General features: G+C 69.6%; 23 protein-coding genes. 5 read left to right on the top strand and 18 right to left on the bottom strand.

Annotated features, from left to right (window positions below; all coding sequences use genetic code 11):
• Positions 1–3: 3 nt before the first annotated feature.
• The 17 genes from fxlM to ACIQU3_RS16710 all read right to left on the bottom strand — a co-directional run bounded on the left by fxlM (position 4) and on the right by ACIQU3_RS16710 (position 15,766).
• Positions 4–2,049 carry a methyltransferase, FxLD system gene (gene fxlM / locus ACIQU3_RS16790; RefSeq protein ID WP_403925755.1) on the bottom strand — a complete coding sequence of 682 codons (2,046 nt, stop codon included), beginning with the start codon at positions 2,047–2,049 and terminating at the stop codon, positions 4–6.
• A gap of 34 nt (positions 2,050–2,083) precedes the next feature.
• The gene (locus ACIQU3_RS16785) at positions 2,084–3,154 is read right to left on the bottom strand and encodes a lanthionine synthetase C family protein (protein WP_403925753.1); all 1,071 of its coding nucleotides are present in this window, start codon (positions 3,152–3,154) and stop codon (positions 2,084–2,086) included.
• Entirely contained in the window at positions 3,151–5,190 is a 2,040-nt protein-coding gene (locus ACIQU3_RS16780; RefSeq protein WP_403925750.1) for a lantibiotic dehydratase family protein, read from the bottom strand. The genes ACIQU3_RS16785 and ACIQU3_RS16780 overlap by 4 nt, the downstream gene beginning before the upstream one ends.
• A gap of 87 nt (positions 5,191–5,277) precedes the next feature.
• Positions 5,278–5,463, bottom strand: coding sequence for an FxLD family lanthipeptide (locus ACIQU3_RS16775; protein WP_358651862.1), 186 nt, complete (start codon positions 5,461–5,463; stop codon positions 5,278–5,280).
• Positions 5,464–5,595: 132 nt separating this feature from the next.
• A complete protein-coding gene (locus ACIQU3_RS16770) occupies positions 5,596–6,063 on the bottom strand; it encodes a DUF6082 family protein (protein ID WP_403925747.1) in 468 nt (155 codons plus the stop codon).
• Positions 6,064–6,134: 71 nt separating this feature from the next.
• Entirely contained in the window at positions 6,135–6,710 is a 576-nt protein-coding gene (locus tag ACIQU3_RS16765; protein ID WP_403925744.1) for a DUF6624 domain-containing protein, read from the bottom strand.
• Positions 6,707–7,357 carry a hypothetical protein gene (locus ACIQU3_RS16760; RefSeq protein WP_403925741.1) on the bottom strand — a complete coding sequence of 217 codons (651 nt, stop codon included), beginning with the start codon at positions 7,355–7,357 and terminating at the stop codon, positions 6,707–6,709. Before ACIQU3_RS16760 ends, ACIQU3_RS16765 begins: the two co-directional genes overlap by 4 nt.
• Positions 7,354–7,845 carry a DNA-binding protein gene (locus ACIQU3_RS16755; protein WP_403925738.1) on the bottom strand — a complete coding sequence of 164 codons (492 nt, stop codon included), beginning with the start codon at positions 7,843–7,845 and terminating at the stop codon, positions 7,354–7,356. The genes ACIQU3_RS16760 and ACIQU3_RS16755 overlap by 4 nt, the downstream gene beginning before the upstream one ends.
• A 128-nt stretch (positions 7,846–7,973) precedes the next feature.
• On the bottom strand, positions 7,974–9,227 hold the full coding sequence (locus ACIQU3_RS16750) for an acyl-CoA dehydrogenase family protein (RefSeq protein WP_403925735.1): 1,254 nt from the start codon (positions 9,225–9,227) through the stop codon (positions 7,974–7,976).
• 86 nt (positions 9,228–9,313) lie between these two features.
• Complete coding sequence (locus ACIQU3_RS16745) at positions 9,314–9,955, bottom strand: GAF domain-containing protein (RefSeq protein WP_403925732.1); 642 nt, start codon at positions 9,953–9,955, stop codon at positions 9,314–9,316.
• Entirely contained in the window at positions 9,955–10,542 is a 588-nt protein-coding gene (locus ACIQU3_RS16740) for a GTP-binding protein (RefSeq protein ID WP_403925729.1), read from the bottom strand. The genes ACIQU3_RS16745 and ACIQU3_RS16740 overlap by 1 nt, the downstream gene beginning before the upstream one ends.
• A 52-nt stretch (positions 10,543–10,594) precedes the next feature.
• Entirely contained in the window at positions 10,595–11,008 is a 414-nt protein-coding gene (locus ACIQU3_RS16735) for a DUF742 domain-containing protein (protein WP_403925726.1), read from the bottom strand.
• Positions 11,005–11,520: a roadblock/LC7 domain-containing protein gene (locus ACIQU3_RS16730; protein WP_403925723.1), complete on the bottom strand. Its 516-nt coding sequence runs from the start codon at positions 11,518–11,520 to the stop codon at positions 11,005–11,007. Before ACIQU3_RS16730 ends, ACIQU3_RS16735 begins: the two co-directional genes overlap by 4 nt.
• 73 nt (positions 11,521–11,593) lie before the next feature.
• Positions 11,594–13,111 (bottom strand): sensor histidine kinase, encoded by a 1,518-nt coding sequence (locus tag ACIQU3_RS16725; protein WP_403925721.1) that lies wholly within the window; start codon positions 13,109–13,111, stop codon positions 11,594–11,596.
• A gap of 27 nt (positions 13,112–13,138) precedes the next feature.
• Complete coding sequence (locus ACIQU3_RS16720) at positions 13,139–15,037, bottom strand: glycoside hydrolase family 15 protein (RefSeq protein WP_403925719.1); 1,899 nt, start codon at positions 15,035–15,037, stop codon at positions 13,139–13,141.
• A 91-nt stretch (positions 15,038–15,128) separates the two neighbouring features.
• Positions 15,129–15,272, bottom strand: a complete 144-nt coding sequence (locus ACIQU3_RS16715) for a hypothetical protein (RefSeq protein WP_403925716.1) — start codon at positions 15,270–15,272, stop codon at positions 15,129–15,131.
• Positions 15,269–15,766, bottom strand: a complete 498-nt coding sequence (locus tag ACIQU3_RS16710) for a DUF6415 family natural product biosynthesis protein (protein ID WP_403925714.1) — start codon at positions 15,764–15,766, stop codon at positions 15,269–15,271. Before ACIQU3_RS16710 ends, ACIQU3_RS16715 begins: the two co-directional genes overlap by 4 nt.
• A 189-nt stretch (positions 15,767–15,955) precedes the next feature.
• Between ACIQU3_RS16710 and ACIQU3_RS16705 the strand changes: the two genes are divergently transcribed.
• Both ACIQU3_RS16705 and ACIQU3_RS16700 read left to right on the top strand, forming a co-directional pair.
• A complete protein-coding gene (locus ACIQU3_RS16705) occupies positions 15,956–17,344 on the top strand; it encodes a Tat pathway signal protein (protein ID WP_403925712.1) in 1,389 nt (462 codons plus the stop codon).
• A 72-nt stretch (positions 17,345–17,416) separates the two neighbouring features.
• On the top strand, positions 17,417–17,899 hold the full coding sequence (locus tag ACIQU3_RS16700; protein WP_403925709.1) for an SAM-dependent methyltransferase: 483 nt from the start codon (positions 17,417–17,419) through the stop codon (positions 17,897–17,899).
• Positions 17,900–18,205: 306 nt separating this feature from the next.
• On the opposite strand, the gene ACIQU3_RS16695 is transcribed toward ACIQU3_RS16700, so the two are convergent.
• Positions 18,206–18,667: an ATP-binding protein gene (locus ACIQU3_RS16695; protein WP_403925706.1), complete on the bottom strand. Its 462-nt coding sequence runs from the start codon at positions 18,665–18,667 to the stop codon at positions 18,206–18,208.
• A gap of 140 nt (positions 18,668–18,807) precedes the next feature.
• On the opposite strand from ACIQU3_RS16695, the gene ACIQU3_RS16690 reads away from it, so the two are divergent.
• From ACIQU3_RS16690 to ACIQU3_RS16680, 3 genes are all read left to right on the top strand, one after another.
• Positions 18,808–20,229, top strand: a complete 1,422-nt coding sequence (locus ACIQU3_RS16690; protein ID WP_403925703.1) for a helix-turn-helix domain-containing protein — start codon at positions 18,808–18,810, stop codon at positions 20,227–20,229.
• Complete coding sequence (locus ACIQU3_RS16685; protein WP_403925700.1) at positions 20,226–21,107, top strand: aminoglycoside phosphotransferase family protein; 882 nt, start codon at positions 20,226–20,228, stop codon at positions 21,105–21,107. Before ACIQU3_RS16690 ends, ACIQU3_RS16685 begins: the two co-directional genes overlap by 4 nt.
• 200 nt (positions 21,108–21,307) lie before the next feature.
• A complete protein-coding gene (locus ACIQU3_RS16680) occupies positions 21,308–21,793 on the top strand; it encodes a gamma-glutamylcyclotransferase family protein (RefSeq protein ID WP_403925698.1) in 486 nt (161 codons plus the stop codon).
• The last annotated feature ends 24 nt before the right edge of the window (positions 21,794–21,817 follow it).

Below are 21,817 nucleotides of genomic sequence, written 5' to 3'. Positions count from 1 at the left end.
GGCTCAGCCCTTGCGCGCCCAGTCGACGACCAGTCGGCTGTAGGGCTTGTCGACGACGAAGCGGTCGTCGTCTGCCGTCAGCCGGTCACGCGAGTCCGCGACGGCCATCCGGAAGCCCGGCTCGGGGGCGTCGTTGCCGCCGGTCGCGTCCCAGGCACGGATCTCGCTCACGACGCGCTCGGCGAGGCCGGCGCCACCCCCGCCGTGGCCGATCACGCCGACCTCCCAGTACCGGCCCTGCTCGTCCTCGCCCTCGCGAATGGTCAGGTACGCCAGCGATCCGCCGTCGAGGGCTGCCATGGAGCCCCACCCGAAGTGCGGGGTGAACCCGGGGCGCTGCCCCGGCAGCCGGGACAGGCCGTTGGGCAGCACGCAGGCCAGATACAGGTACAGCCACTCCCACGCCGATCCCTGCCGGAACTTCACCCCGGTGTAGATCTTGGTCTGCTGCTCGTCGAGGACGGAGCGCAGGGCCTCGCGGTCGACGTCCTGCTCGCTGAACGTCTCCAGGCGCACGTTGCCCTCGCCAGCCATCGGAACGAGGGCGTACACGTCGTCGCACACGCCCTTGCGCAGCGGGATGAAGGTGACCATCTCACAGGAGACGGTCTTCCACGTGTCGCCGTCGCGTTCGAAGGCGAAGGAGCGGGAGATGCTGCCGCGGATGCGCATCGGCAGGACCAGGCGCCCGCCGGGGGCGAGCTGGTCAAGGATCTTCATGGGGACGTCGCCGGCACCGACGGTGAAGATGATCCGGTCGTAGGGGGCGTGCTCGGGCAGCCCGGCCGCGCCGTCAGCCATCACCGCGGTGGCGTTGTCGACGCCAGCCTCGGCGAGGTGCTTGCTCGCGCCGGCGACGAGGTCCTGGTCGACGTCGAGGGTCCACACCTGCCCGCCGGGGGAGACGATCTTGCCGAGGAGGGCGGCGTTGTAGCCGGTGGCGGCTCCGGCTTCCAGGACCTTGTGACCGGGCTGGGCGCCGAGCTGTTCGAGCTGGGTGGCGACGATGGACGGCGCGGAGATGCAGGAGATCATCTCCCCGTGCTCGTCGTGCTTGATCGGGACCGCGTCCTCCTTGTACGCGCTCTCCAGGTCGACGCCGGGCAGGAAGGCGTGCCGGTCGGTGCTGCGGAAGGCGTCGATGGCCGCCTGGCTGCTCAGGTGGCCGCTGCCGACGAGCCGCTGGGCGAGGGCTTCGCGCAGCTGGTTGGGGTTGGTTACGGGTGTCACGGTGGTCTCCATCCGAGGGAGGCTAGGGTCCGCGGAGGCGGACTTGCGGGTAGACACGTCAGCTCCTTCTCCGGTGGAGAAGGCGACGTGACGGCCGAGCCACGCGGTGGCGGCCTGCGCGTCGGCAGGTACGCCTGCGCGATTGAACGCGAAGATCGCGTGATGGGCGATGACGCCCCGGATTCCGCGTATCAGTCGACCGTCGGCGGCGAGTCGGCGCAGGCGTCGGCCGGCGTCCTCGAACGCGGCGACGCGCTCGCCCCACCCCGCTTCCGCGTCGGGGCGCAGGGCGGCGTCCGCGTTCATCAGCCGCCGCATCGCGGAGACGGCTTTCTCCAGCGCGTGCCCCTGGGGCGGGGTAACGGTGGGCCGCAGGGCGGCCCACCGGGCGTACACGTCTCCGGCTTCGAAGGGGTCCAGCCCGGCCTCAAGGATCATGGCGGACAGCAGCATCACGCTGCGCTCGCGGGCGCCGGGGGTGCCAGTCTCGGCGAGCGCGGCCGGGCTGTCGGCGCAGAACACGTCGTGCGCGACCTCCATGCCCTCGGGGCCGCCGAAGGCATGGGTCTCCGGCTCGTAGATCCCGCCCGTCCAGCCGGTGATCACGCGGTCGGCGACGAGCTGGTCCAGCAAGTCGCTGGCGGGCTGTTCGGTGCGCAGACGCACGCCGGCGTCCTTGCGCAGGAAGTGGAAGCGGCGCCCGGACAGCGCGGTCGCCAGGGCCCGGGCGGCGTCCGTGTGCGGGTCGGGGAAGGCCACGGAGGCGTGCCACCAGGGCATGTCCGGGGGGATCAGTAGCTTCTCGTCGTCGAAGGTCATGGGAGGGAACTCCTTGCGAGGCGGCGGGGTGGGGTCAGGTGAGCAGGAGGACGCGGGTCCAGCCGGTGGTGTCGGTGGTGTACAGGGCGAGTTGGGCTCCGGCGCGGCCTTCCATGAATCCGGGTTTGGGCAGGCGCTCCCAGTCGGCGGTCAGCCGTCGGTGCAGGTCCTGGATGATCGGGGTGAAGCGTGCGGGTGCGGGGCTGTCGGCGGCGACCGCGCGGGTGAGGGTCAGCAGGCCGGCCCAGCCGTGACAGAGAGTCGAGTCGGTGATGCGGGCGAGCCGCAGCGGGTCGGTCAGGATGGTCTCGACGGTGTCCTCGGCCGTTTGGCGCCGGGCTGGGTCGCCGATGGCGAGCGCGGCGAGCTGCTGGGCGCGGGCGATGCCGGGCTGGCCGTAGCACCAGGACTGGCGGACCGGTTCCGCTGCGGGCGGCTGGTCGGCCTCCAGGTGTGCTGCGGTGGCCCAGTAGTGGGCGCCGTGCCGGTCGAGCCAGGTGGCGAATGTGCTGACGGCCTCCTCTTGCCCGGGGACGCTGACTCCGGCGCGGAGGGCGAGGGAGAGCACAGCCAGAGGCCCGGCGATGCCGTGGGCCATGCCGTTGTTGCCGTGGCCGCCGGCCATCGTCTTCCCGTCGGGGCCGACCGGCGACCACCACCCAGGCAGGGTTCGGCCTTCACCACGGGCGGGGTGGGCGAGCGCGACGAGGCAGGCGAGCACGTCGGGCAGCCGGGGCGCGATGGGGCGGCGGGACAGCAGCAGTGCGGCGAGTCCGGTCAGGCCGCGGATGAGGTCCCATTCGGCGAGGTGGGGCAGCGTGCCGGCCGCCTGACGGCGGTGGGCGGCGGCGAGCCGGGCGTCCACGACGCGGTCGACGGCCGCACGGACGTCGTCGCTGGCCCCGTGGGCGCGGGCCAGGACGAACTCCAGGGCGGGTGCGCCGTGGAAGAGGCTGGCGTTGCTGCCGGTGCTCACCCCTCGGACGGTGGCCTGGGCGAGGTGGCGGCGGGCGGTGGACAGGTCACGGCGCTCGATGTCGAGCAGGGCCATCCCCAGGGTGCCCTCGGACAGGTCCTGCACGCGGGGCACGGTCGTCGTGGTCATGAGCGCCTGGCCAGGGGGACGACGATGCTGTGGGCCCGGCCGCCGATCCACCCGTCGGCGTCCAGCGGGGGCGCGTCGTGCAGGGTGGCGATGCCGAAGGGGCTGGCGTCCAAGTGCGCGCGCAGAAGGTCCAGGTCGACGTCGCGGGTGAGGTCGAGGGGCAGCTGCTGGTCGTCCTCGGCGAGCAGGACCCGCTCCGGCACGCCGAACCGGGCACGCCAGGCGTGGAGTTGGTCTGCCCACTGCTGGAGCGTGGCGGTGCGGGCGGGCAGCGTGCGGCTGCGGATCTTCCAACGTGCGGCGGTGAGGATGGTGCGCCGGTAGGTGAGGGCCGGTGTGAAGGGCAGGGTCCAGGCGGCGCCCCAGTCGAACCAGGTCACCTGCGGGGACGCGGCCCGGCTGATCTCGCCGAGGAAGCGGGCCATCGGCGGGGTGTAGTTGTTCCACAGGAAGTTGATGGCGGTGGGGGCCAGCAGCTCCAGCGGCTTGCCTGTCGCGGACTCCACCAGCTTGGGGCGGCCGTCGACGACGGTGACCGCGAGGTCGCGGGGGAAGAGGACGTGCGGGGCGGGGCGGCGGAATTCGCCGACACTGACGATCCGGGGCAGCGCCCGTGGCGCGCGGGTGAGCAGGTCGGCCGGCACCCGCCCGGCGTGGAAGGAGAGCTGCGCGAGTTCCGCCTTCGGATCGACGGTGGGCAGGTTCGTGTACGCCGCCTCGGTGCCGGGGAACAGGTGCCAGAACCGGCCGGTCATCGATCCGGCCGAGCGGGAGACGGTCAGCACGCGCAGCCGGAAGTCGCCTCGGTCCAGGGCCGGAGCAGAGGTGGCGTGGACCTGTGCGGCCAGTTCGAGGTGGGGCGCCAGGTCGTGAGGTTTGTCGCCGGCCGCTGCTTCCAGTTCCTCGATCATCGCTCCGGTCACCGCGACGGTGCGGTTGCCTTCGGCGGCGGCGGTGCCGGCCAGCTCCAGCAGCAGGCGGTCACGCCGGGACATCGGCCGGGGCGGTTCGCTCGCCGTGACGAACCCTGCAGGGAAGCCCAGGCCCCGGTCGTGATCCGTGGCCACGTCGACCGGCACCGTGGTGTTCTCGCCGTAGCGCTCGGAGAACTGCTCGATCCACCGCCGCCAGGTCGGTGTTCCGGTCGGATGGGTGACCAGGCGGGCCAGGATGGTCGCCGCGGTCTCCACTTCGGTCAGCACCTGCTCGGGCAGCCGCACGTCGGCGTCCAGCCGCAGGTCGCAAGCATTCCGCAGGCCGGCTGCCTGAGTGCGCGCCGCGGGCGGTAAGACGTCGGTGGGGTCGGCAACGGTGGCGGGTGCGCGCAGCGAGGAGCGCAGCAGCCGCACCCGCAGCAGTTCACCGAGAAGCCGGTCGCGCGCCGTGCAGCTCACGTCGGGGAACTCCGCAGCCAGCTTGTCGGACAACTGGCGGTACCCGATCGGCGATCGGGCCAGGTCGAGGACGAGACGCAGTGCGGGGCTGAGGGCGAGGCGGAACTGGGAGTCGCCCTCGGAGGGCACGTCGATGTGCTTGTCACGCTGTCGGATCAGGGTGTTGACGCAAACCTCGGCGTCGGCCATGCGGGCGGTGTCGCTCTCCCAGGCGCTGAGCATCTCCTCGAGCCCGACCGGCTCAGGGCGCGTCACAGCCTGGTGCTCGTCGCCGATGCGGACAAACGTGGTCTGGTCGAAGCCGAGCGGGGCGACGCCGGCGAACAGGCCGAAGGGGGTGGAGCGGCGGGCGTAGCGGATCGCGTAGCGGGCGGTGGCCAGCGCCGCCCGGCGCATCCGGCGCACCTTCGGCGTGCGGCCGTTGACGATGGCGTGCACTTGGTTCGCCAGGTGAGGGCTCGCCTGCGACACGGTCCGGCGCAAGTCGCTGTCGGACCACACCGTGTTCAGCCACGCGCGCCACTCTTCCACGGGCGCCGTGGTCGCCGGCCAGGGCGGCATGGCGGGCTCGGTCGTGTGTACCGCGGCGCGCAGCATGGCCTGTCCCGCGCCCTCGTACAGGCTGGGCCGTTGCCGTGTCATCTGGGCTCTCCTTATCTTCTGCGTGGCGGGCGGGGCGGGCCGGACGGGGAGAGCCCCGTCCAGCCCGCGCTGCCGGGATGGTCCGGCTTACGAGGTGGTGCAGGCGCTGGGGCAGGAGCTGCCGCAGGTGTCGCCCGTGCTGCACATCAGGACCGTCTCGGTCGCCGGCGTGCCCTCGATGAAGGAGATGTCGAGCCCGAACGGGTCGTCGTCGGTCTTCGCGAGGTCGGCCTGTGCGGGAGCGGTCGGCCTCTCGGCCTGGATGGCGGTCATGCGTGCCTCCTAGGAGTGGTGGATGGTGCGGGATGCCGAGGTCCGGTCGGGCCCCGGGGTCTGCTACCAGACGGCGGTCGCAGCCGAAGTAGCCTCAGCGGTCGCGCATCTGGGGGTCGGTGTGTGGTGTCGTCAGGCTCCTGCGGACTGCGCCTGCGGGTGGTTCTTCGCGGCCTGGTCCAGCACGCGGGTGAAGTGCTCGGCCCGCTCGTCGCCCTCGGCCTCCTGAGCGCGGAGATCGCCGAAACGGTTCCAGTACCGTCGGCAGACGTCGCTTTCCATCAGCGTGGAGGCATAGAACGGCAGTTGACCGTTACGGACGAAGCCGAGGCGGTCACGCAGGCTGAGGGTGCAGATCTGCTGGTTGGCATGCAGCAGCTGCATGTACTCCTCGACATCCATGTCCTCAGGTGCCCAGAGTTTGGCGAGGTCGGCGTTGGTGGACATCTGCGCCAGCCAGTCGAGCTGGTTCCGGGCGAGGACCGCCTCGTTGTGCTCAACCTGGTGTCGTGCGTTCTGCCTGAGCCGGGCCATTCCGAACACGGCGGTGGTGAGGGAGAGGGCAGCACCGGCGGCTAGGACGGCGGTGGTGAGCTTCATAGCGTGAATGGTCCTTTCGTAGGGCGAGGTTGTGGACAGGTGTCTGGCTGGTGGAGATGTAGCGGCTCCGCTCACGCGGCCTCCGGAAACGCGACGGTCAGTGCGTTCTCGGCACGGTGATCCGGGGTGTATCGGCGCTGCACCGTTTTCAGGGCGACGGCGACGGGTGGCAGCCCTACGCTGGCCCGCCGCTCGTCCAGCGATTCCGGGGCGCGCAGCGGGCATAGTTCGATGCCGTCGGCTCGGAGGAGGAGTTGGGTTCCGTACTCCTGGGCGTGCCCGGTGTTCACGAGGGCGCGGTCGTGCAGGTGTGCCCAGTGCTGGATGAGCGCGTCGCCGGCCTGAACCGCACGCTGCAGCAAAGTCGTGGCGGCGCGCTGGAAGTCGGGCTCGTAGTCGCTGTGCAGGGCGATACTCCAAGCGGCGCGGGCGGCAGTGGGGCCCACGAGGAGGTGGCCGGGCCAGTCGTGTTCGCTCAGGATGCGGCGCAGCACGTTGGTGTTGGCGTGATCAGCGTGACGGCCCTGGCCGAGTTGGACGGCATCGAGCTGGTTGCGCACTCGTTGGGCCCGGCACGCGGCGGACGCCTGCGCGCGGGCGATCAGCTCGCGGGCGAGGTCGGGCCGTTGGGGTCCGGCGGTCGTCATGCGCTGCCCCGATCACTCGGGGCGGCCTGCGGCTCGTGGACGCGGCAGCCGATCAGCGCGCTCAGCCCGGGCCGGGATTCTGCGGCGAGTTCGAGACGGGCGACTCGGTCGCCTTCTCGTCCTCGGCCGGAACCCTGTACATCCCAGCCCATGCCGGTGAGCCGATGCAGAAGGGCCGCGACGGGCTCGGCGTCGAGGGCGTGGCGGGCCAGGGTCTCGGTCCGTACGAGCCGGAGGTCGAGACGAGCGGCGAAGTCGGATGCCCAGAGGGTGATCAGCCGGGTGATGTCGTCGGGCTGGTCGGGCAGGGTGTGGATGCAGCCCAGGTAGAGGCACGGGCCTTGGCCCCATCGAAGGCCGGGGTCGCGCTCGGGGATCATGCAGGCCAGCAGCTTCCCGTCCTCGAACAGGCCAGCCGGCCTCGTCTGCGGGTTGCGGAAGATGGCCGGGATGTCGGCCTGGGCGGGCACCGGGAGACTGCGCGTGGTGAGCCAGCGTTGACGGTCCTGGACGAGTGCGGCTGCCTCGTCTCGTTCGGCGTCGGTGCACAGTGTCCGCATCTCGTACACGGCCGGTAACGCTGTCGAGCGCCGGTGCAGGGAGGCGTGGGAGGGCTCGGTGACCACAGAAACGGGTGACGCGTTCACTGGTTCGCTCCGCTCCCCGTCGTGGTGGCTGGCTTGGTGCCCAGCAGGCCCCACGCGTGGGCAAGGACGACGAGCTGGGTGGTGTTGGCCGCCCCGGTCTTGTCGAGCAGTTCGTCGTGTGCCGCTCGGACGTCGGCGGGGGCGATCTTGGCGGCGACGGCGATGTCGTGGGGGTTGCTGTGCTCAGCGACGGCCTGCAGCAGCAGTTGCTCATCCGGGCTGAGCTTGGGCGTTGGCCTGTCCGTTGTGGGTGGGGCGACCTGCTGGGCGGCGAACAGGCGGTGCACGATCACCGGGGGCTTGCAGCGGGGCGGGCAGTGGAGGCTCTCCCGGATGTCGCGGACGTACTGGCGGACGGTAACGGCCGACAGCCCTGTCCTAGTGGCGATTTCTCGGGGGGTGAGGTCGTCTGCGAGGTGCTGGGCGACGCGCTGCAGGGTCGGCGTCAGGGGTGTGATCGGTGCGCTGGTCGTCACGGGCGGGGTCACGGGTGTCTCTTTCTCAGCTGGGTGGACGGTCACCGGAAGGGGTGCCGCCGGCCCCCGCGGGGGACGGGGGCCGACGACATGGGCCCGTGCGCGGCGGTTTGGATTTACGGGGTGCCGCGCACGGGGGCTCATGCGGCGGTGGGGTCGGGGCGTGCCCAGGACGCTTCGGCGGCGAGGCGTTCGGACCACTGGATGTGGTCCTCGTCGAAGGCGGCCTCGGCGAGCCGTATGCGCTGGACTTCGCCGGTTCCGGCCGGTGGATAGGTGTGCTGGATGTCGCGCCACAGGCGCTGGAGGACGTAGTCGCGGTCGAGGGCGTGGGCGCCGTGCAGTTCCATGGCGTCCTGGGTGGACTTCATGGCCCACTGGTGGCCGAGATACTTGGCGTTGATCAGGTCGGCGTCGCAGGGCAGGCCCTGGTCGAGGAGGTGCACGGACTGGTAGGCCAGGATTCGTCCGGCGCGCAGGCGGGCCTCCATGTCACCGATGCGGTCCCGCAGAACCGGCAGATCGGACAGGGCGCCCCGGTAGCGGGCGCGCGCCTTGAGGCGGGCAGTCGTGGTGGCCACGACCGCCTCGTGGATCCCGAGGCTGAGCGCGGCCAGGTTGGGACGGCCGTACAGGATGCTGCTGCTCTGGGCCACGCTCAGCCCCTGGCCGATCTCTCCGACCACGTTGTCCTCGGGGACGCGGACGTGGTCGAGGTCGAGGCGGCCGGCGGAGAAGCCGTGCAGGCCGAGGCCGGGACGGTGGTCGGAAACCGAGACCCCGGGTCGGTCGGATTCGACCATGAACGCGGTCAGCGCCTGGGAAGTACTTACGCTGGCCTCGGCGGTTCGGGCGACGACGAGGTGGGCTCCCGCGAGATGGCTGTTGCCGATGTGGACCTTGCTGCCGGTGATCACCCATTGATTGGCGGCGCGTTCGGCGGTGGTTTCGATGCCACCGATGTGTCCGCCGGCCCGCGGTTCGGTCACGGCGATCGACAAAAGAAGTGAACCGTCCGCCACCCGCGGCAGCCAGCGGCCCTTCTGTTCATAAGTGGCGAAGTGCAACAAGCCGCCGACGGGGATCAGGGTGGCCTGCAGGACGGCCGCGGCAGCCGCCGAGACCCGCGCGATGCGGTGGACCAGGACCGTCTTGGCCACATGGCCGGCGCCAAGACCGCCGAAGGCGGCCGGGACGGTGACGGCGAACCAGCCCCGTGCGGCCATCAGATCGGCGACCTTGCGCTCCACCCTGCCCGGAGCGGCCTCCATACGTGCGGCACGCGGCGCGATGTGCTCTTCCGCGAAGGCGTCCGCCTCGTCCCACAGCAGTTCGTGGCGGGCGGTGAGGTAGGGACGCAGCGCCGGTGGCGGAGCGGTGGGTGTGGCGGGCATGGTCGTCTCCCTCTCCCTGGGTGAAAGTCGCACAGTGGAGCGGCCGGGGATCGCCTGCGGCTCCCGGGTGGGGGTGGTGGAACGGCCTAGCGGACGGGCGCGTGGGCGATGTGGTCCATCACCTGGGCGCCGGCGTTGATGACGATGTCTCTCAGCCGTCGGGCCTCGCTCAGGGGCCGCTTCTCGGGGTCGATGACGCACACTGTGCCCAGCACGGTGCCGCTGTCGTGGATGAGCGGTGCGCCGAAGTAGGAGCGGATCCCGACCGCGTCGACCACGTCGTTGCCGCTGAAGCGCGGGCTGGCGTGCACGTCGTGCAGCGGGAGGGCCTTCTTGCGGGCCATGACCTCCGGGCACCAGCCGTGGTCGCGGCTCATGGTGCGGCCGACGATGACGTACCCGCTGTCCGCGGGCGGCTGGTGCAGCCCGACGAAGGTCTGCTCCTCCAGGAAGAGATTGACGAACCCGTACAGGAATCCGGCCTGCGTGGCCATGTCGCGTGCCAGCTCGTCGAAGTCCTGGCTGGCAGCGGTGGGCACGCCCAGGCGCTTGAGCAGCTCATACCGCCGGGCCAGTTCGGTCGTCTGCTGGTCCTGCGGGCCGGTGACGGCGACGTCGGCCGAGACGGACGGCCCAAGGGCGATGTCTCGCATGTTGCGTCGCGGCAGTGTCCGGGTTGCTCGGACGGTCTGCGGTACGAGGTAGGGGTCGTTGGGCTGATATGACATCAGGCGTCCTGGAGGGTGGTAGTGGCTGCTGGGCGAGCGGGGTCTGTCGATGCGTTCTTCACTGCGTGGCCGACGAGGGTCAGCAGGACGCCGGCGACGTGGTTCGGGTCGCGGGCATCGCAGGTGACCACCGGCGCAGAGGTGGGGAGTTCGAGGGCGGTGCGAACCTGTTCGGGGTGGTAGCGGTGTGCTCCGTCGAACTGGTTGATGGCGACGACGAAGGGCAGGCCGATGTCTTCGAAGAAGCTGACGGGGGTGAAGCTGCTTTCCAGGCGGCGGGTGTCGACCAGGACGACTGCGCCGACGGCTCCGCGGGAGAGGTCGTACCAGAGGTCGACGAACCGGTCCTGGCCGGGCGTGCCGAACAGGAACAGTTCCAGGGGCACGGGCGCGTCCGGCAGGCTGAGGCGGCCGAAGTCGAAGGCGACCGTGGTGGTCTGCTTCGCCTCGACGCCTGCCAGGCTGTCCACGTCCGCGCTTGCCTCGGTCAGGTACTCCTCCGTGCTCAGCGGCGTGATCTCACTGACGGCACCAACGGCGGTGGTCTTGCCCGCGCCGAAGCCCCCGGCAATCACGATCTTCAGCACAGTCGGTGCACCGGCCTGCGCGCGCGACGGACTCCGCAGCGCCACGGTCGAGTCATCCGGCCTGGGGATAGGCGACGGCATCGGGCCACTTCCTCTTCAGGCCCACAGAGAGGGCCGCCAATAGGTGGGTGGTGGGACGCTCATCCGCGTCTGCGTCGGAGGCGGCATAGGCATCGGTGACGGAGACGACCAGGGCGTCGGCGTCCAAGAGGTCCGAGACGAGGATCTTGACGGCGGTGACGGGGCGGCGGAGTCGGCCCGCCAGCTCGGTCACGGAACGCCGGTGCTCTCGGCACAGGGCGAGGATCTCTTCGCACTCCGCGGCCTGCCCCGGGCCCGGCCGCCCCGAACCGGCGTCCAGCACGGTCTCCAAGCCCAGCAGGTGCCGCGGCTTGGTGCGCCCGCGCGTCAGCGTGTAGGTCCGCACGAACGTCGATTCCTCGGCCGAGCGGCCGTGTGTGCTCACCGGACCTCAGCACCCGTGCCGACGCGGACGGGGATCTGCATGTAAGGAGCGAACTTCTGGACGAGGCGCCCCATCTCGAACCCGACGGTGCCCGCGTCGGCGTCCGTGGTGGCGATGACGGCGAGGATCGTGTCCACCTCACCGCGTTCGTTGCCGGGATGGCCCTCGAACGCTGCGCAGCACCCGGCGCTCTGGACAAAGAACAGGCAGTCGTCTCGCTCGATGATGACTTGCTTGGCCGGCCTCTTCTTGTGGCTGGGGCCGGTGATGTTCGTCGCGAGGGAGGCCACTCCGCTGAGCGCGGCCGACAGTTCGTCCGCCCAGTCCTTGTCGACGTCGCTGTCCAGCAGCCGCAGTCCGTCGCGCGACAGCAGGACGGCGTGCGTGACGCCCGGAGTCTCGGATGTGAAGTGACGCAGCAGCCAGGCCATGTTGTCCCGTTGACCGCTTGCCGTCGTCTCGGATGCGGGCGCGTCGCTGGTCACGTTGTTCATCGCGGGGTGGGTGCTCATAGGGATCGCTCCAAAAGGGGGAAGGGCCAGCGGATGTAACAGGCCACCGGGAACGTGAAAGGAAGGGCGAGAATCAGGGCCTGGGTTGCTCTGCCGAAGCGGGCGGAGAACCAGCGGTCCCGCTGGCCTGGATGCCGTTGCGGAAGGCAGCTGCGAGCCCTGGCGTCGCCGCGGTCACGGGGGCTTGCTCCCACTCGCGTGGTGGACGGAACGAGCCGACCTGACGCGTACGCGTGGGAAGGGCGGGCGCATCAGCCGAGTGACCTGCCTCTCCGGATCTCGGCGCCCCTGCGGTGCCCGGGCGCGGTACCTGGCCCGCCGGGATGGCTGGAGCCGTGGCACTCTGCCGGGGCGGCGGCGCGGAGGGGCGAGGTCTCCTGGGGAGCACGCCCGAATCCTCGAGCGAGGGAAGCGCGACGAGGAGCCGTGCCGGAATGACGACCAGGGCGGTGGTGCCTCCAGTCACGTTCTCCTGGAGGAGAACGGACAGCCCATGCGACTGGGCGATTTTCGCGGCGACCAGCAAGCCGAGCTGTCCCGCTCGTACCTGACCGCTGACGTCCACCTCGTCAGGGGCCTTGAGCAGGTGGTTCATCTGCGCGCGTGTCTGCGGATGCATAGGGATGGCCCGGTCCTCAACCTCGATCGCCAGCCCGTTAGAAACCCGCTGCGCTCGCACGGTCACCTTCGTTGCCGGATCGGAGCACTCGCAGGCGTTCTCGATCAGCTCGGCCAGAAGGTGGGTCAGGTCCGGACCCACATGTCCCGGAAGGCCCAGCTCAGCGCCCACGGAACCAGCCGCGACGGCCACGCGCGGATACTGCACAACTTCGGAGACCGCGCCGCGCAGCGCCGTCGCGACGGGGACGGGCCGACGCACGCTGCGCAGGGACTGCCCGCCCAGCACCGCCGTGCTCTCCACCTGGCGACGCATCCGCGTCACGAGGTGATCGATCTCGAAGATCTTCGAAAGCAGCTCCGGGTCGTCGGTCAGCATCTCCAGTTGGCTCAGTGCCTGGAGCGCCTTGCCGACCAGGGCGTGCTCGCGCATCGCAAGACGGCGCAGCACTTCCAGGAGAACGACGGACTGGGACTCGTCGTGCACGCGTATCAGCGACGCGATGGCCTGCGCCTGGAGGGAACTCAACGCCTTGTTGATCTCGACGGTCGGACTGGCCGACGGTGGCGTCTGCATGTCCGGCAGCGCCGGGCGTCCCCCGCGGCACAGCTCGTCCGCCGACCACTGCACCGACTTCTCGACGGCCGCCCCTGCCTCGGCGACCGCTGTCAGCGCCGCTGCCTGGGCCTCCTCCACAGCTGCCTGCATGGCCCCTGCGGCCGTGCGCACTCCGCGAGCCGCCACCAGCGCGACCCAGACCAGCCCACAGACAAGGCCAGTCAGGAGCCAGCCGGGACCTACCGCAGACATCGACCAGAGGGCGAAGGCGGCACCCAACAGCGCGGCCAGAAGCACCACGGGCAAGGCCACGGCGCGGCGGACACGGTGCAGCGTGATCGTGTCGATCCGTGGAGGCCGACGTCTGTGGTGGCCGGGAGCGGCCGGCCGTGCCGGGAAGGCGCTGTCAGGCATGGGAATCCTCGTCAGGGGGTGAGGTTGCTAGGCGTGCTGCGGCGTCAGGCTTGTGCAGGTCTCGAGCGGTGAGGTCGAGCGAGGCGCCGGAACCTCGACCGTGCCTCGGTGGCAGGAAGACTGCGTCGCCAGCTGATGAAGGAGCCGGGCACTTTGGATCAGGCCCATGTGGCTGAATGCCTGCGGGAAATTACCGACCTGGCGCTGCTGGACGGGGTCGTACTCCTCGGCCAGGAGCCCGAGGTCGCTGCGCAGTGCGAGAAGGTGTTCGAACAGGGCGTGGGCCTCGCCGAGGCGGCCGGTCAGGGCGAGCGCATCGACGAGCCAGAAGTTGCAAAGGAGGAAGGTGCCCTCATCGCAGGCCAAGCCGTCCACTCCGGTGCGCTTGCCGCGGGTCGGGTACCGGTACACGAGCCCGTCCGGTGTGGAGAGTTCACGACGTACCGCGTCCACGGTGCCGATGACGCGCGGGTCGTTCGGCGGCAGGAAACCGACGCGGGGGATGAGCAGCGTGGCGGCGTCCAGTTCCTGGGAGCCGTAGGACTGGGTGAAGGTGTTGCGCGCCGGGTCGAAGCCCTTGGTGCACACCTCGTGGTGGATCGTGGCCCGCAGCTCGACCAAGGGGGTCAGGTCCACGTCGAGGGCACCGACTTCGGCCAGGCGGATCGTGCGGTCGACCGCCACCCAGGCCATCACCTTGGAGTGCACGAAGTGCCGGCGTGCCCCGCGGATCTCCCAGATTCCCTCGTCAGGCTCCTGCCAGCGCTGCGCCAGGTGGTCGACGAGGCGCTGGTGCAGGACCGCAGTGTCGGCGCAGTGGGCGACACCGCTCTGGTGCGCGAGGTACAGGGTTTCGATCACCTCGCCGTACACGTCGAGCTGGAGCTGGTCCGCCGCCCCGTTTCCGACCCGTACCGGGGTTGAGCCTTCGTACCCGGGAAGCCAGGCCAGCTCCCGCTCCCGCAGATCGCGCTCCCCGGTGATCCCGTACATGATCTGCAGGTTCTCCGGATCGCCGGCCACCGCACGCAACAGCCACCGCCGCCATGCTTGCGCCTCCTGCCGGTACCCGGTCCCCAGCAGCGCGGCCAGGGTCGTGGAGGCGTCGCGCAGCCAGGTGTAGCGGTAGTCCCAGTTCCGTCCGCCGCCGATCTCCTCAGGCAGTGATGTGGTCGGCGCCGCGACGATCCCGCCGCTCGGCCCATAGGTCATCGCCTTCAGCGCGATCAAGGAACGAATCACGGGCTCGCGAAAGGGGCCGTCGTAGGTGCATTCCTGCGCCCACTCCTGCCAGAAGGTGAGCGTCTCGGTGAGCGCGACCTCCGGGTCGGGAACGTCAGGCGCGGCTGCATGGGATGGGCACCAACTGAGCGCGAAAGTCACGCTCTGCCCGGCGGCGACGGCGAAGGCGCTGACGATGGCACCGTCCTTCTCCACCTGCTGGACGCAGGTGTCGAGCCACAGAGCGTCCGCGCCGGCCTCCGCGACCATGCGGCCTCCGACCTCGTGGATCCACGGGCTGACGCTGCCGTATCCCGGCCGCGGACGCATGGCCGAGATCATCGGCACTTCGCCGGTAAGACCCTCTACGATCCGGATCACCTGAGGTGCCCCGTCGCGTGGCGGCATGAAATCCAGGACGCGGACCGAACCGGTCGGGATGCGCCACACCGATTCGAGGACGAGTGAGTCACCGCAGTACCGGCGTTTGGCTCCCGCTTCGGAGCCGGACGGGTCAGGAGGCGGCGAGGCCGGAGCGATCTGCCAGGTGCCGTGTTTCTGCGTCCCGAGCAGGCCGGCGAAAACGGCCGGAGAGTCGAAGCGGGGCAGGCACAGCCAGTCGATCGAACCGTCGTCGCAGACGTGGGCACTGGTCTGCATGTCGCCGATCAGGCCGTACTGCTCGATACGCGGAAGACGTTCCATCGTTTGTGAAATCTCCATTGACCCCGCAGGCCGGGGGATATCGGGGGCCGCTACGGCGGCCGGGAACACTGAGAAGGAGGGGCACCTGTGGTCACCGGGGTGAGGTCGGGTCGTTCAGGGTCGGCGGGGAGTCCTCGTCGGCCGCGACAGGACTGGCTGCGCGCTCGCCGCGGAGGACCAGCCAGGCCGTCGGACCGAGAATCAGCCCGATGACGACGACCCTGGTTACTGTCACGTCCTTGGCACCGAAGCGGCCCAGACCAAACAGGCGAGGGCGACTGCGAAAACCGCCCCGCGCAGCATGTTGATCCGGGACTTCCACGAACGCCGCCTGCGCTCCGGGCGCAGCGACCCGGGATCACCGCGCTCCACAAGCGTGACGAGTTCCTGCGTCGCTTCGGCGAGCTCGACCAGATACACCCGGCTGGGCATGTAGCCCCCGGGGACGCTGTCCGAGCAGAGCCGCTGCGCGCGCAGCAGGACGGGGGTGCCCGAAGCGGTTCGTGCTCCCAACTGGGCAATGTGACCGCGCAGACGGCGAACGAGGTCCTCCACATCAGCAGCGCTCTCGGGTAGCGGTGAGTCTTCGCCCAGCACGAGCGTCACCGTCTCCGACGCGGCCACCACGTGATCACGCTGCGGCGCCCGCTTCACGGTGACGGACCCTCGCTCTCCGCTCCCGCCCACGCTCTGGATGTCTCCTCCGCGAGGGACCAGCGAAAGGCGCATGACACAACTCCTGTTCGGATCAAGCCAAAGTGAGCCGAAGTCGCCGGCTGGCACCGACGGCTGGCGTGCGAAGTGAGTGATCTGGCAGCTACGTTGAGCGAACCGTGAATCCCGTCTGAGGGGTATGCCTGTGCGGACCGGAAGGCCGCCAAAGGCGCCAAAGATCATTTCGGACCCGAGGGGCAGTCCATGGCCCGTGAACGAAACGTCGCCCTCGCCGCACTCCTGCGCGAAGCAGGCTGGTCCCAGCCACAAGCAGCCGCTGCCGTTACTCGAGTGGCCGCGGAGAGCGGAGTGCGTGAGCTGGAGGCGATCTCCCGCTCGCACATCTCCATGTGGGTGCTCGGCACGAAGCCGAGTGGCAGAGCGCCGCATATCCTGCGCGAGACGCTGTCCCGCAGACTCGGCCGCCACCTCACCCTGGCCGACCTCGGGCTGGAAGAAGAGCCAACAGGCACGACCGACACCGGATCCGACTGGAGCGTCGACCCTCTGACCACACTGGCCGAGCTGGGAAGCGACGATCTCGACATGCACCGACGCAAGCTGCTGTCCACCGCCGCCTACTCCGCGGCCGGCCTCGCCCTGCCCACAGCCTCGTGGTGGGCAGCCGCCCCCGCCGCAGCGGCGAAGCGCCGACCGGCATCCCCGCGCCCGGTGACCCAGACAGACATCGACGACGTCCGCGACCTCACGGCCTACTACTCCGCGCGCGACCAGCAGCGAGGCGGCGCCTCCGGCCGCAAAGCCCTTGCCAGCCACCTGCTCGACGAAGCAGTACCGCTGCTCGGCGGTCGATTCCGCACAGATCAGCTGCGCCGCGACACGTACTCGGCCGTGGCAGAGATGACCTACCTCGCCGGCTGGATGGCGTTCGACGCCAGTGAACACCGCACCGCCCAGCGCTACCTCACCATCGCCGCCCGGATCGCGGCGGAAGCCGGAGACGGACCGCTCGGCGGCCACGTCCTGCGCGCCCTCGCCCACCAGGCTGTGGACCTTGGGCATCCACGCAGGGCGCTCGCCCTGGCCGACGCCTCGATGTCCCGCGACCGCTACGGCCAAGCCAGCCATCGTGAAAAGGCACTTCTGGCGATCGTCCACGCTCGCGCACTCGCGGCCGACGGCGACCGGGCCGGTTCTCTCGCGGCCATCAGCCGTGCGGAGCGGGACCTCGCCCGCGCCGACACCAACGAGGCGCCGGCGCGCGTCGGCTTCTTCCAGGAAGCCTCCCTCGCCCACGAGACCGCCTGCGCTTTGCGCGACATGGGCCAGCAGCTCGACGCGGAGATCCACTTCAAGCGCAGCGTGGCCACCCGCCGGCGCCAGCAATACGCCCGCACCCACAGCGTCACGCTCGGCTATCTCGGCGCCGTCCAGGTCCAGCAAGGCCGCCTCGACGAGGCGTGCGCCACCTGGAATCAAGCACTCGACGCCATGACGGGCGTCCAGTCCGGTCGTGCCCGCGACGTCATCGTCCGCATCCAGAGCGACCTCTCGCCCGTCCGGCAACGTGGAGGCCGCCATGTCGCCGAACTGGACCACCGGGCACGGAGCATGCTGCGGGCCATAGGCTGATCCCGACACGGGCTTGTGGCGTCCAGCGGCAGCTCGCGGACCAGCATCTCCAAGGGAGAGGAACCAGTACCGGTGACGACGTACGAGGTCGAATCGATCGCAACGGTCGTCGGCGGCCACACCCGCGTTCAGGACGACTTCCAAGGCGGGGTCCAGTCGGTGATCCGACTCAACGAGGAGTACCCCCTCGAAACCCTTCTGGGGATCGAAGAGTTCTCCCACCTGACGGTGACGTGGCGCTTTCACTTGGCGCAGCCCGAGGATGTTCAGCTCCACGCCCGCAGCCCCCGGGGAAACCCGCAGTGGCCGGCGACTGGCACTTTCGTCCACCGGAACCATCGGCGCCCCAACCAACTGGCCATCAGCTACCCACGGCTGCTGAGTGTGAAAGGCCGCGACCTCCTGGTGACGGATCTCGACGCGGTCGACGGGACACCGGTTTTGGACCTGGCTCCCTACTTTCACGAGATGGGGCCCCGAGGCACCGTCCGCCAGCCGGCCTGGCCGAGCGAGATGCTTGCGGCCTACTGGCGTGACGCGTCGGAGCGCTCGTAGACGGGCTTGCCGTAAGTCCTCGACGGTGGCGTCGCCGTGGGCATTCATCACGGCCTGCCCCCGGAGATGCGGAGGAGGGTAGCCCCGGAGGCACGGTCGTCCTGGCTCCCGTTTCCCTCTTCGGAGAGGTTCCGCACGGGGGCCGGGCCCGGGGCCGAAGCCTCACCCGGGCTCTCCGAACGCATCGTCGCCGAAGATGAAATCCCGTCGACCTTCGGATCGGTTTCGTCGGCCCTGGGCAACGGCAGCGAGTGCCGGCACATGGTGGTGGTCCTTTCGCGGCTCTTGTGAGACGGGCAGGTCTGGCTACGCGGAGTGCAGGATCGTGGCCCAAACGTCCTTGCCGTGTGCAGTGGACGAGCAGCCGTAGCTGTTGCTGAGCTCCTTGACCAGCACCAGGCCGCGACCGCCTTCGTCCTTGTCGCCAGCCGAGACGGGAGCCGGGAGCCGGGGGTCCGGGTCACTGACGCACAGGAAGACACCGTCAGGGGTTCGGGTGAGAACGACCTTCACTGGAACAGAGGACTCGTGTTCCTTGCGGGCGTGCTCGAAGGCGTTCGTCAGCAGTTCGGACACGGCGAGAGTGGCCCGCCAGTCGAGTTCCGTCAGGCCCCACAGACGTAGGCAAGCCCTGACGAGGTCACGCACGCCCGAGACGGCTGCGGCTGTTAGAGCGATGTCGATCTCGCATGCTCCGGCGCGCGTCCGGATCGCTGAGCTTGTGCCCTCCGTGATGGGCTGTTGAGCCACCAACAGGTCTGCCTGCATGGGGAGTCCCTCGTTCGACGAAATCTCTCCAACCGGCGCCGGATGCGGTGTGTACTGGGGTGGCGGCCGTGAGCAACCATTGAGCCAGGCCGACAGGACCGCGTGCAGATCTTGATTCGGAAACCTCGATCTTCCGTTTCGTGAGCGAGGAACAGCCCATGCCAAGACCCGAGAAGCAGTTGACTCCGGATGCGTCTCCGCGCGACTGGTTCGGCTATGAACTGCGGACCTGGCGCAAGAAGCGCGGCCCCCTCACTCACTCCGAGTTGGGCGGAAGAGTGCAGGTCAGCGGCTCTCTTCTTGAGAAGATCGAGAAGGGGACCGCCACCTGCTCGGAGGACTTGGCCGAGCGCCTGGACGAGGTCTTGGAGACCGGCGGAGTCCTCACCAGGGCGTGGGGGATGGTGTTCGGCCAAACGGAAAAACCCCGCCCCGAAACGGAAAGTGCATCCCCCTGCAGGGCGGAGGCGTCGGTTCAGGTCCATGCAGGCCGCATCCTGGGCAGAGGTAGTACAACACCTCCAAGCGGGAGCCCTGCCTCTGTGGACCGTCGTGCCTTCCTCGCCACGAGCGGCCTTGCCGCCATCGCCCCCATAGACCTCGTCCACCTTGTGACCCCAACGGCCCCCCGGGAGATCCCGACTCTGATCCGCCCCCGCGAGATCGGGCAGCTGAAGTCACTGGCCGATGTCATCCACCGCCAGGACAATGAGTACGGAGGCGGCGGCGCGGTACGAGAACTTGCCCGGAGCGCCATCATGTGGGGTGCCTCCCTGCTGCCGGTGCCTTGCCCCGAGCCACTGCGCCCCGAACTTCTAGCCTCCGTGGCCCGCTTGGGGATTGTTGTCGGTGCCTCGCAGTTCGACGCTTACGCCCACGACGATGCCCGAGTCAGCTTCCGGCTAGCCGCCGAGTGCGCGGAGGAAGCCGGGGAGTGGCACCTGCGCGCCAAGACGTACTCGTTCATGGCTCGGCAGGAAATCTGGGTCGGAGATCCGGACACCGGCCTCACCCATGCGGAGAAGGGCCTGGTGCGCTCCGACCGCCTTACTGCGACCGAGCGTGCCATGCTGCATACCGCTCGGGCCCGCGCCTTTGGCAAGATGCGCGACGTAGCCAACACCCTGCGGGCGGTCGGAGAAGCCGACGCTGCGTTCGAACAGTCAGATCCGGCACAGGATCCGCCGTGGATGGCGTACTACGACTACGCCCAGCACCACGGTGATACCGCGCACGCGCTCTTCGATCTCGCTGTCCACGCGGACCAGGACCCGGGGCAAGCTGCCCGCCGATTCGAGATAGCGGTGAAGGGCCACGGGAACGCCTTCGCCCGCTCACGGGCCATCTCCGAGACGAAGCTCGCTTCCCTGGTCATGGCAAAGGGCGACGACCCGCGGTACGCGATCGCGCTCGGCCACCAAGCGTTGGACGACGTCGGCAAGTTGACCTCGTGCCGGGCCGCCGACGACCTGCGGGAACTCGCCCGGTTCGCGGGCCGTCACAGGAAGCTCTCCGAGGCCAGCGACCTGCGCGAACGCATCGCGGCTACGGTGCAGGCGTGACCACTTCACCCACGCCCACCCAAGCCGTACTTCAGGCGGCGTGCCTCGCCGCCGGCCTCGACGCGACCGACGCGGAACCGATACGGCTCGCCGAGAACGCCATATGGCGTCTTCCCGCGGGGGTGGTGGTGCGTATCGCCCGGCCCGGCCAGTCCGCCGCCGCAACGCGCGAGGTTCTGGTCGCCCGATGGCTGGCCGCACAGGGCGTGCCTGCGGTACGCGCCCTTGACCTGCGGCAGCCGGTAGCGGCGAACGGGTACCCAGTGACGTTTTGGCAAGAGCTGCCGCCACATGAAATCGGGACCGTCGCCGACGTCGTCGCGCTCCTCAAGCAATTGCACGCCCTGCCGAAACCAGACCTGCCGCTCGGCGAGCTGGACCCGTTCGTCCGGCTGGTCGAGCGTATCGAGGCAGCGAGCTCGCTCTCCGACGATGACCGACAGTGGCTGCACGACCGCCTCACAGACCTCAAGACTCAGTGGGCTTCGAGGCCGAGGGGCCTGCCGGAGTGTGTAGTCCACGGAGATGCATGGGTCGGCAACGTGGCGCGTACGGAGGCCGGCCCGTTGTTGATGGACTTCGAGCGCGCTTCGTACGGCCCGCCGGAGTGGGATCTCGTGTCGACCGCAGTCAAGCTCACCACGACCGGCGCGGTGTCTCCCGAACAGTACGCCGCGTTCTGCGAGACCTACGGCACCGACGTAACGGAGTGGGAAGGGTATGAACTCTTCGCTGGCGTACGCGAGTTTCGGATGACGACCTACGCGGCGCAGCACGCCGCTACCCGCCCAGAGTGGCGGCGCGAGGCGCAGTACCGAGTCGACTGCCTTCGCGGCCGGGCCGGGGCGCCGCCGTGGCGATGGAAGGGGATCATGTAGCCCGCAAACCTGGGCAACTACCAGCTGCTCACGCTAATACGTACGACCAGATCGGCGAGGAGGCTGCCTGCCAACCACGTACCGTGGCCTGATCCTCGGCTTTGGCGGTGTGTTTACTAACGCATGAGGCAAACGGGCAGGTGCTCGAGAGGACCGGCGTCTGCTCACCCTCACCCCGGCCTGACCCAACGGAGGAGTACATGCGGGACTCGAACTTGGCGGAGCGCTTGGCGGGCTTACAAACTCCCCCGCCGAACCGACTTGCTGACGGTCCGACGGCCCTGTTTGTCTACGGCACGCTTCAGTTCGAGCCGGTGCTTATCGGCCTCATCGGACGCGTCCCCGAGCGCCAGCCCGCCACCACGCTAGGCTGGCGCGCCGCGGCTCTCGACGGTCGCGTATATCCCGGTCTTGTCTCCGCACCCGGCTCTGAAACCCCCGGCCTGCTGCTGACGGGCATGAGCGAGCGGGAGTGGCGAGTCCTCGACACCTTCGAAGATGATCGGTACGACCTGCGGCGAATCGATCTGACCTGCGGGTCTGCCGCCTGGGCCTACGTCTGGCCAGACGGAGAAGTACACGAGGAGGACTGGGACGCGGCAGAATTCCAGGAACGCCACCTTCAGGGGTACGCCGCGCGTTGTGCGAGGATCGCTTCCCAACTGGCGGCCAGGGCCGGCTACTGATCCAGCGAGCAGCGGAGTGAGGGC

Origin of the sequence: Streptomyces sp. NPDC101110 (assembly GCF_044759525.1) — a bacterium.
In the GTDB taxonomy this organism is placed as follows: Bacteria; Actinomycetota; Actinomycetes; order Streptomycetales; family Streptomycetaceae; genus Streptomyces.
This window is presented reverse-complemented; position numbering and strand designations above follow the sequence as displayed.

Coding starts and splice junctions, on each gene's coding strand:
- ACIQU3_RS16705 (WP_403925712.1), top strand. CDS start 15,956: ATGGCCCGTGAACGAAACGTCGCCCTCGCCGCACTCCTGCGCGAAGCA.
- ACIQU3_RS16720 (WP_403925719.1), bottom strand. CDS start 15,037: ATGGAACGTCTTCCGCGTATCGAGCAGTACGGCCTGATCGGCGACATG.
- ACIQU3_RS16710 (WP_403925714.1), bottom strand. CDS start 15,766: ATGCGCCTTTCGCTGGTCCCTCGCGGAGGAGACATCCAGAGCGTGGGC.
- ACIQU3_RS16780 (WP_403925750.1), bottom strand. CDS start 5,190: ATGACACGGCAACGGCCCAGCCTGTACGAGGGCGCGGGACAGGCCATG.
- fxlM (WP_403925755.1), bottom strand. CDS start 2,049: ATGACCTTCGACGACGAGAAGCTACTGATCCCCCCGGACATGCCCTGG.
- ACIQU3_RS16785 (WP_403925753.1), bottom strand. CDS start 3,154: ATGACCACGACGACCGTGCCCCGCGTGCAGGACCTGTCCGAGGGCACC.
- ACIQU3_RS16695 (WP_403925706.1), bottom strand. CDS start 18,667: ATGCAGGCAGACCTGTTGGTGGCTCAACAGCCCATCACGGAGGGCACA.
- ACIQU3_RS16770 (WP_403925747.1), bottom strand. CDS start 6,063: ATGAAGCTCACCACCGCCGTCCTAGCCGCCGGTGCTGCCCTCTCCCTC.
- ACIQU3_RS16750 (WP_403925735.1), bottom strand. CDS start 9,227: ATGCCCGCCACACCCACCGCTCCGCCACCGGCGCTGCGTCCCTACCTC.
- ACIQU3_RS16730 (WP_403925723.1), bottom strand. CDS start 11,520: ATGAGCACCCACCCCGCGATGAACAACGTGACCAGCGACGCGCCCGCA.
- ACIQU3_RS16680 (WP_403925698.1), top strand. CDS start 21,308: ATGCGGGACTCGAACTTGGCGGAGCGCTTGGCGGGCTTACAAACTCCC.
- ACIQU3_RS16775 (WP_358651862.1), bottom strand. CDS start 5,463: ATGACCGCCATCCAGGCCGAGAGGCCGACCGCTCCCGCACAGGCCGAC.
- ACIQU3_RS16725 (WP_403925721.1), bottom strand. CDS start 13,111: ATGCCTGACAGCGCCTTCCCGGCACGGCCGGCCGCTCCCGGCCACCAC.
- ACIQU3_RS16745 (WP_403925732.1), bottom strand. CDS start 9,955: ATGTCATATCAGCCCAACGACCCCTACCTCGTACCGCAGACCGTCCGA.
- ACIQU3_RS16765 (WP_403925744.1), bottom strand. CDS start 6,710: ATGACGACCGCCGGACCCCAACGGCCCGACCTCGCCCGCGAGCTGATC.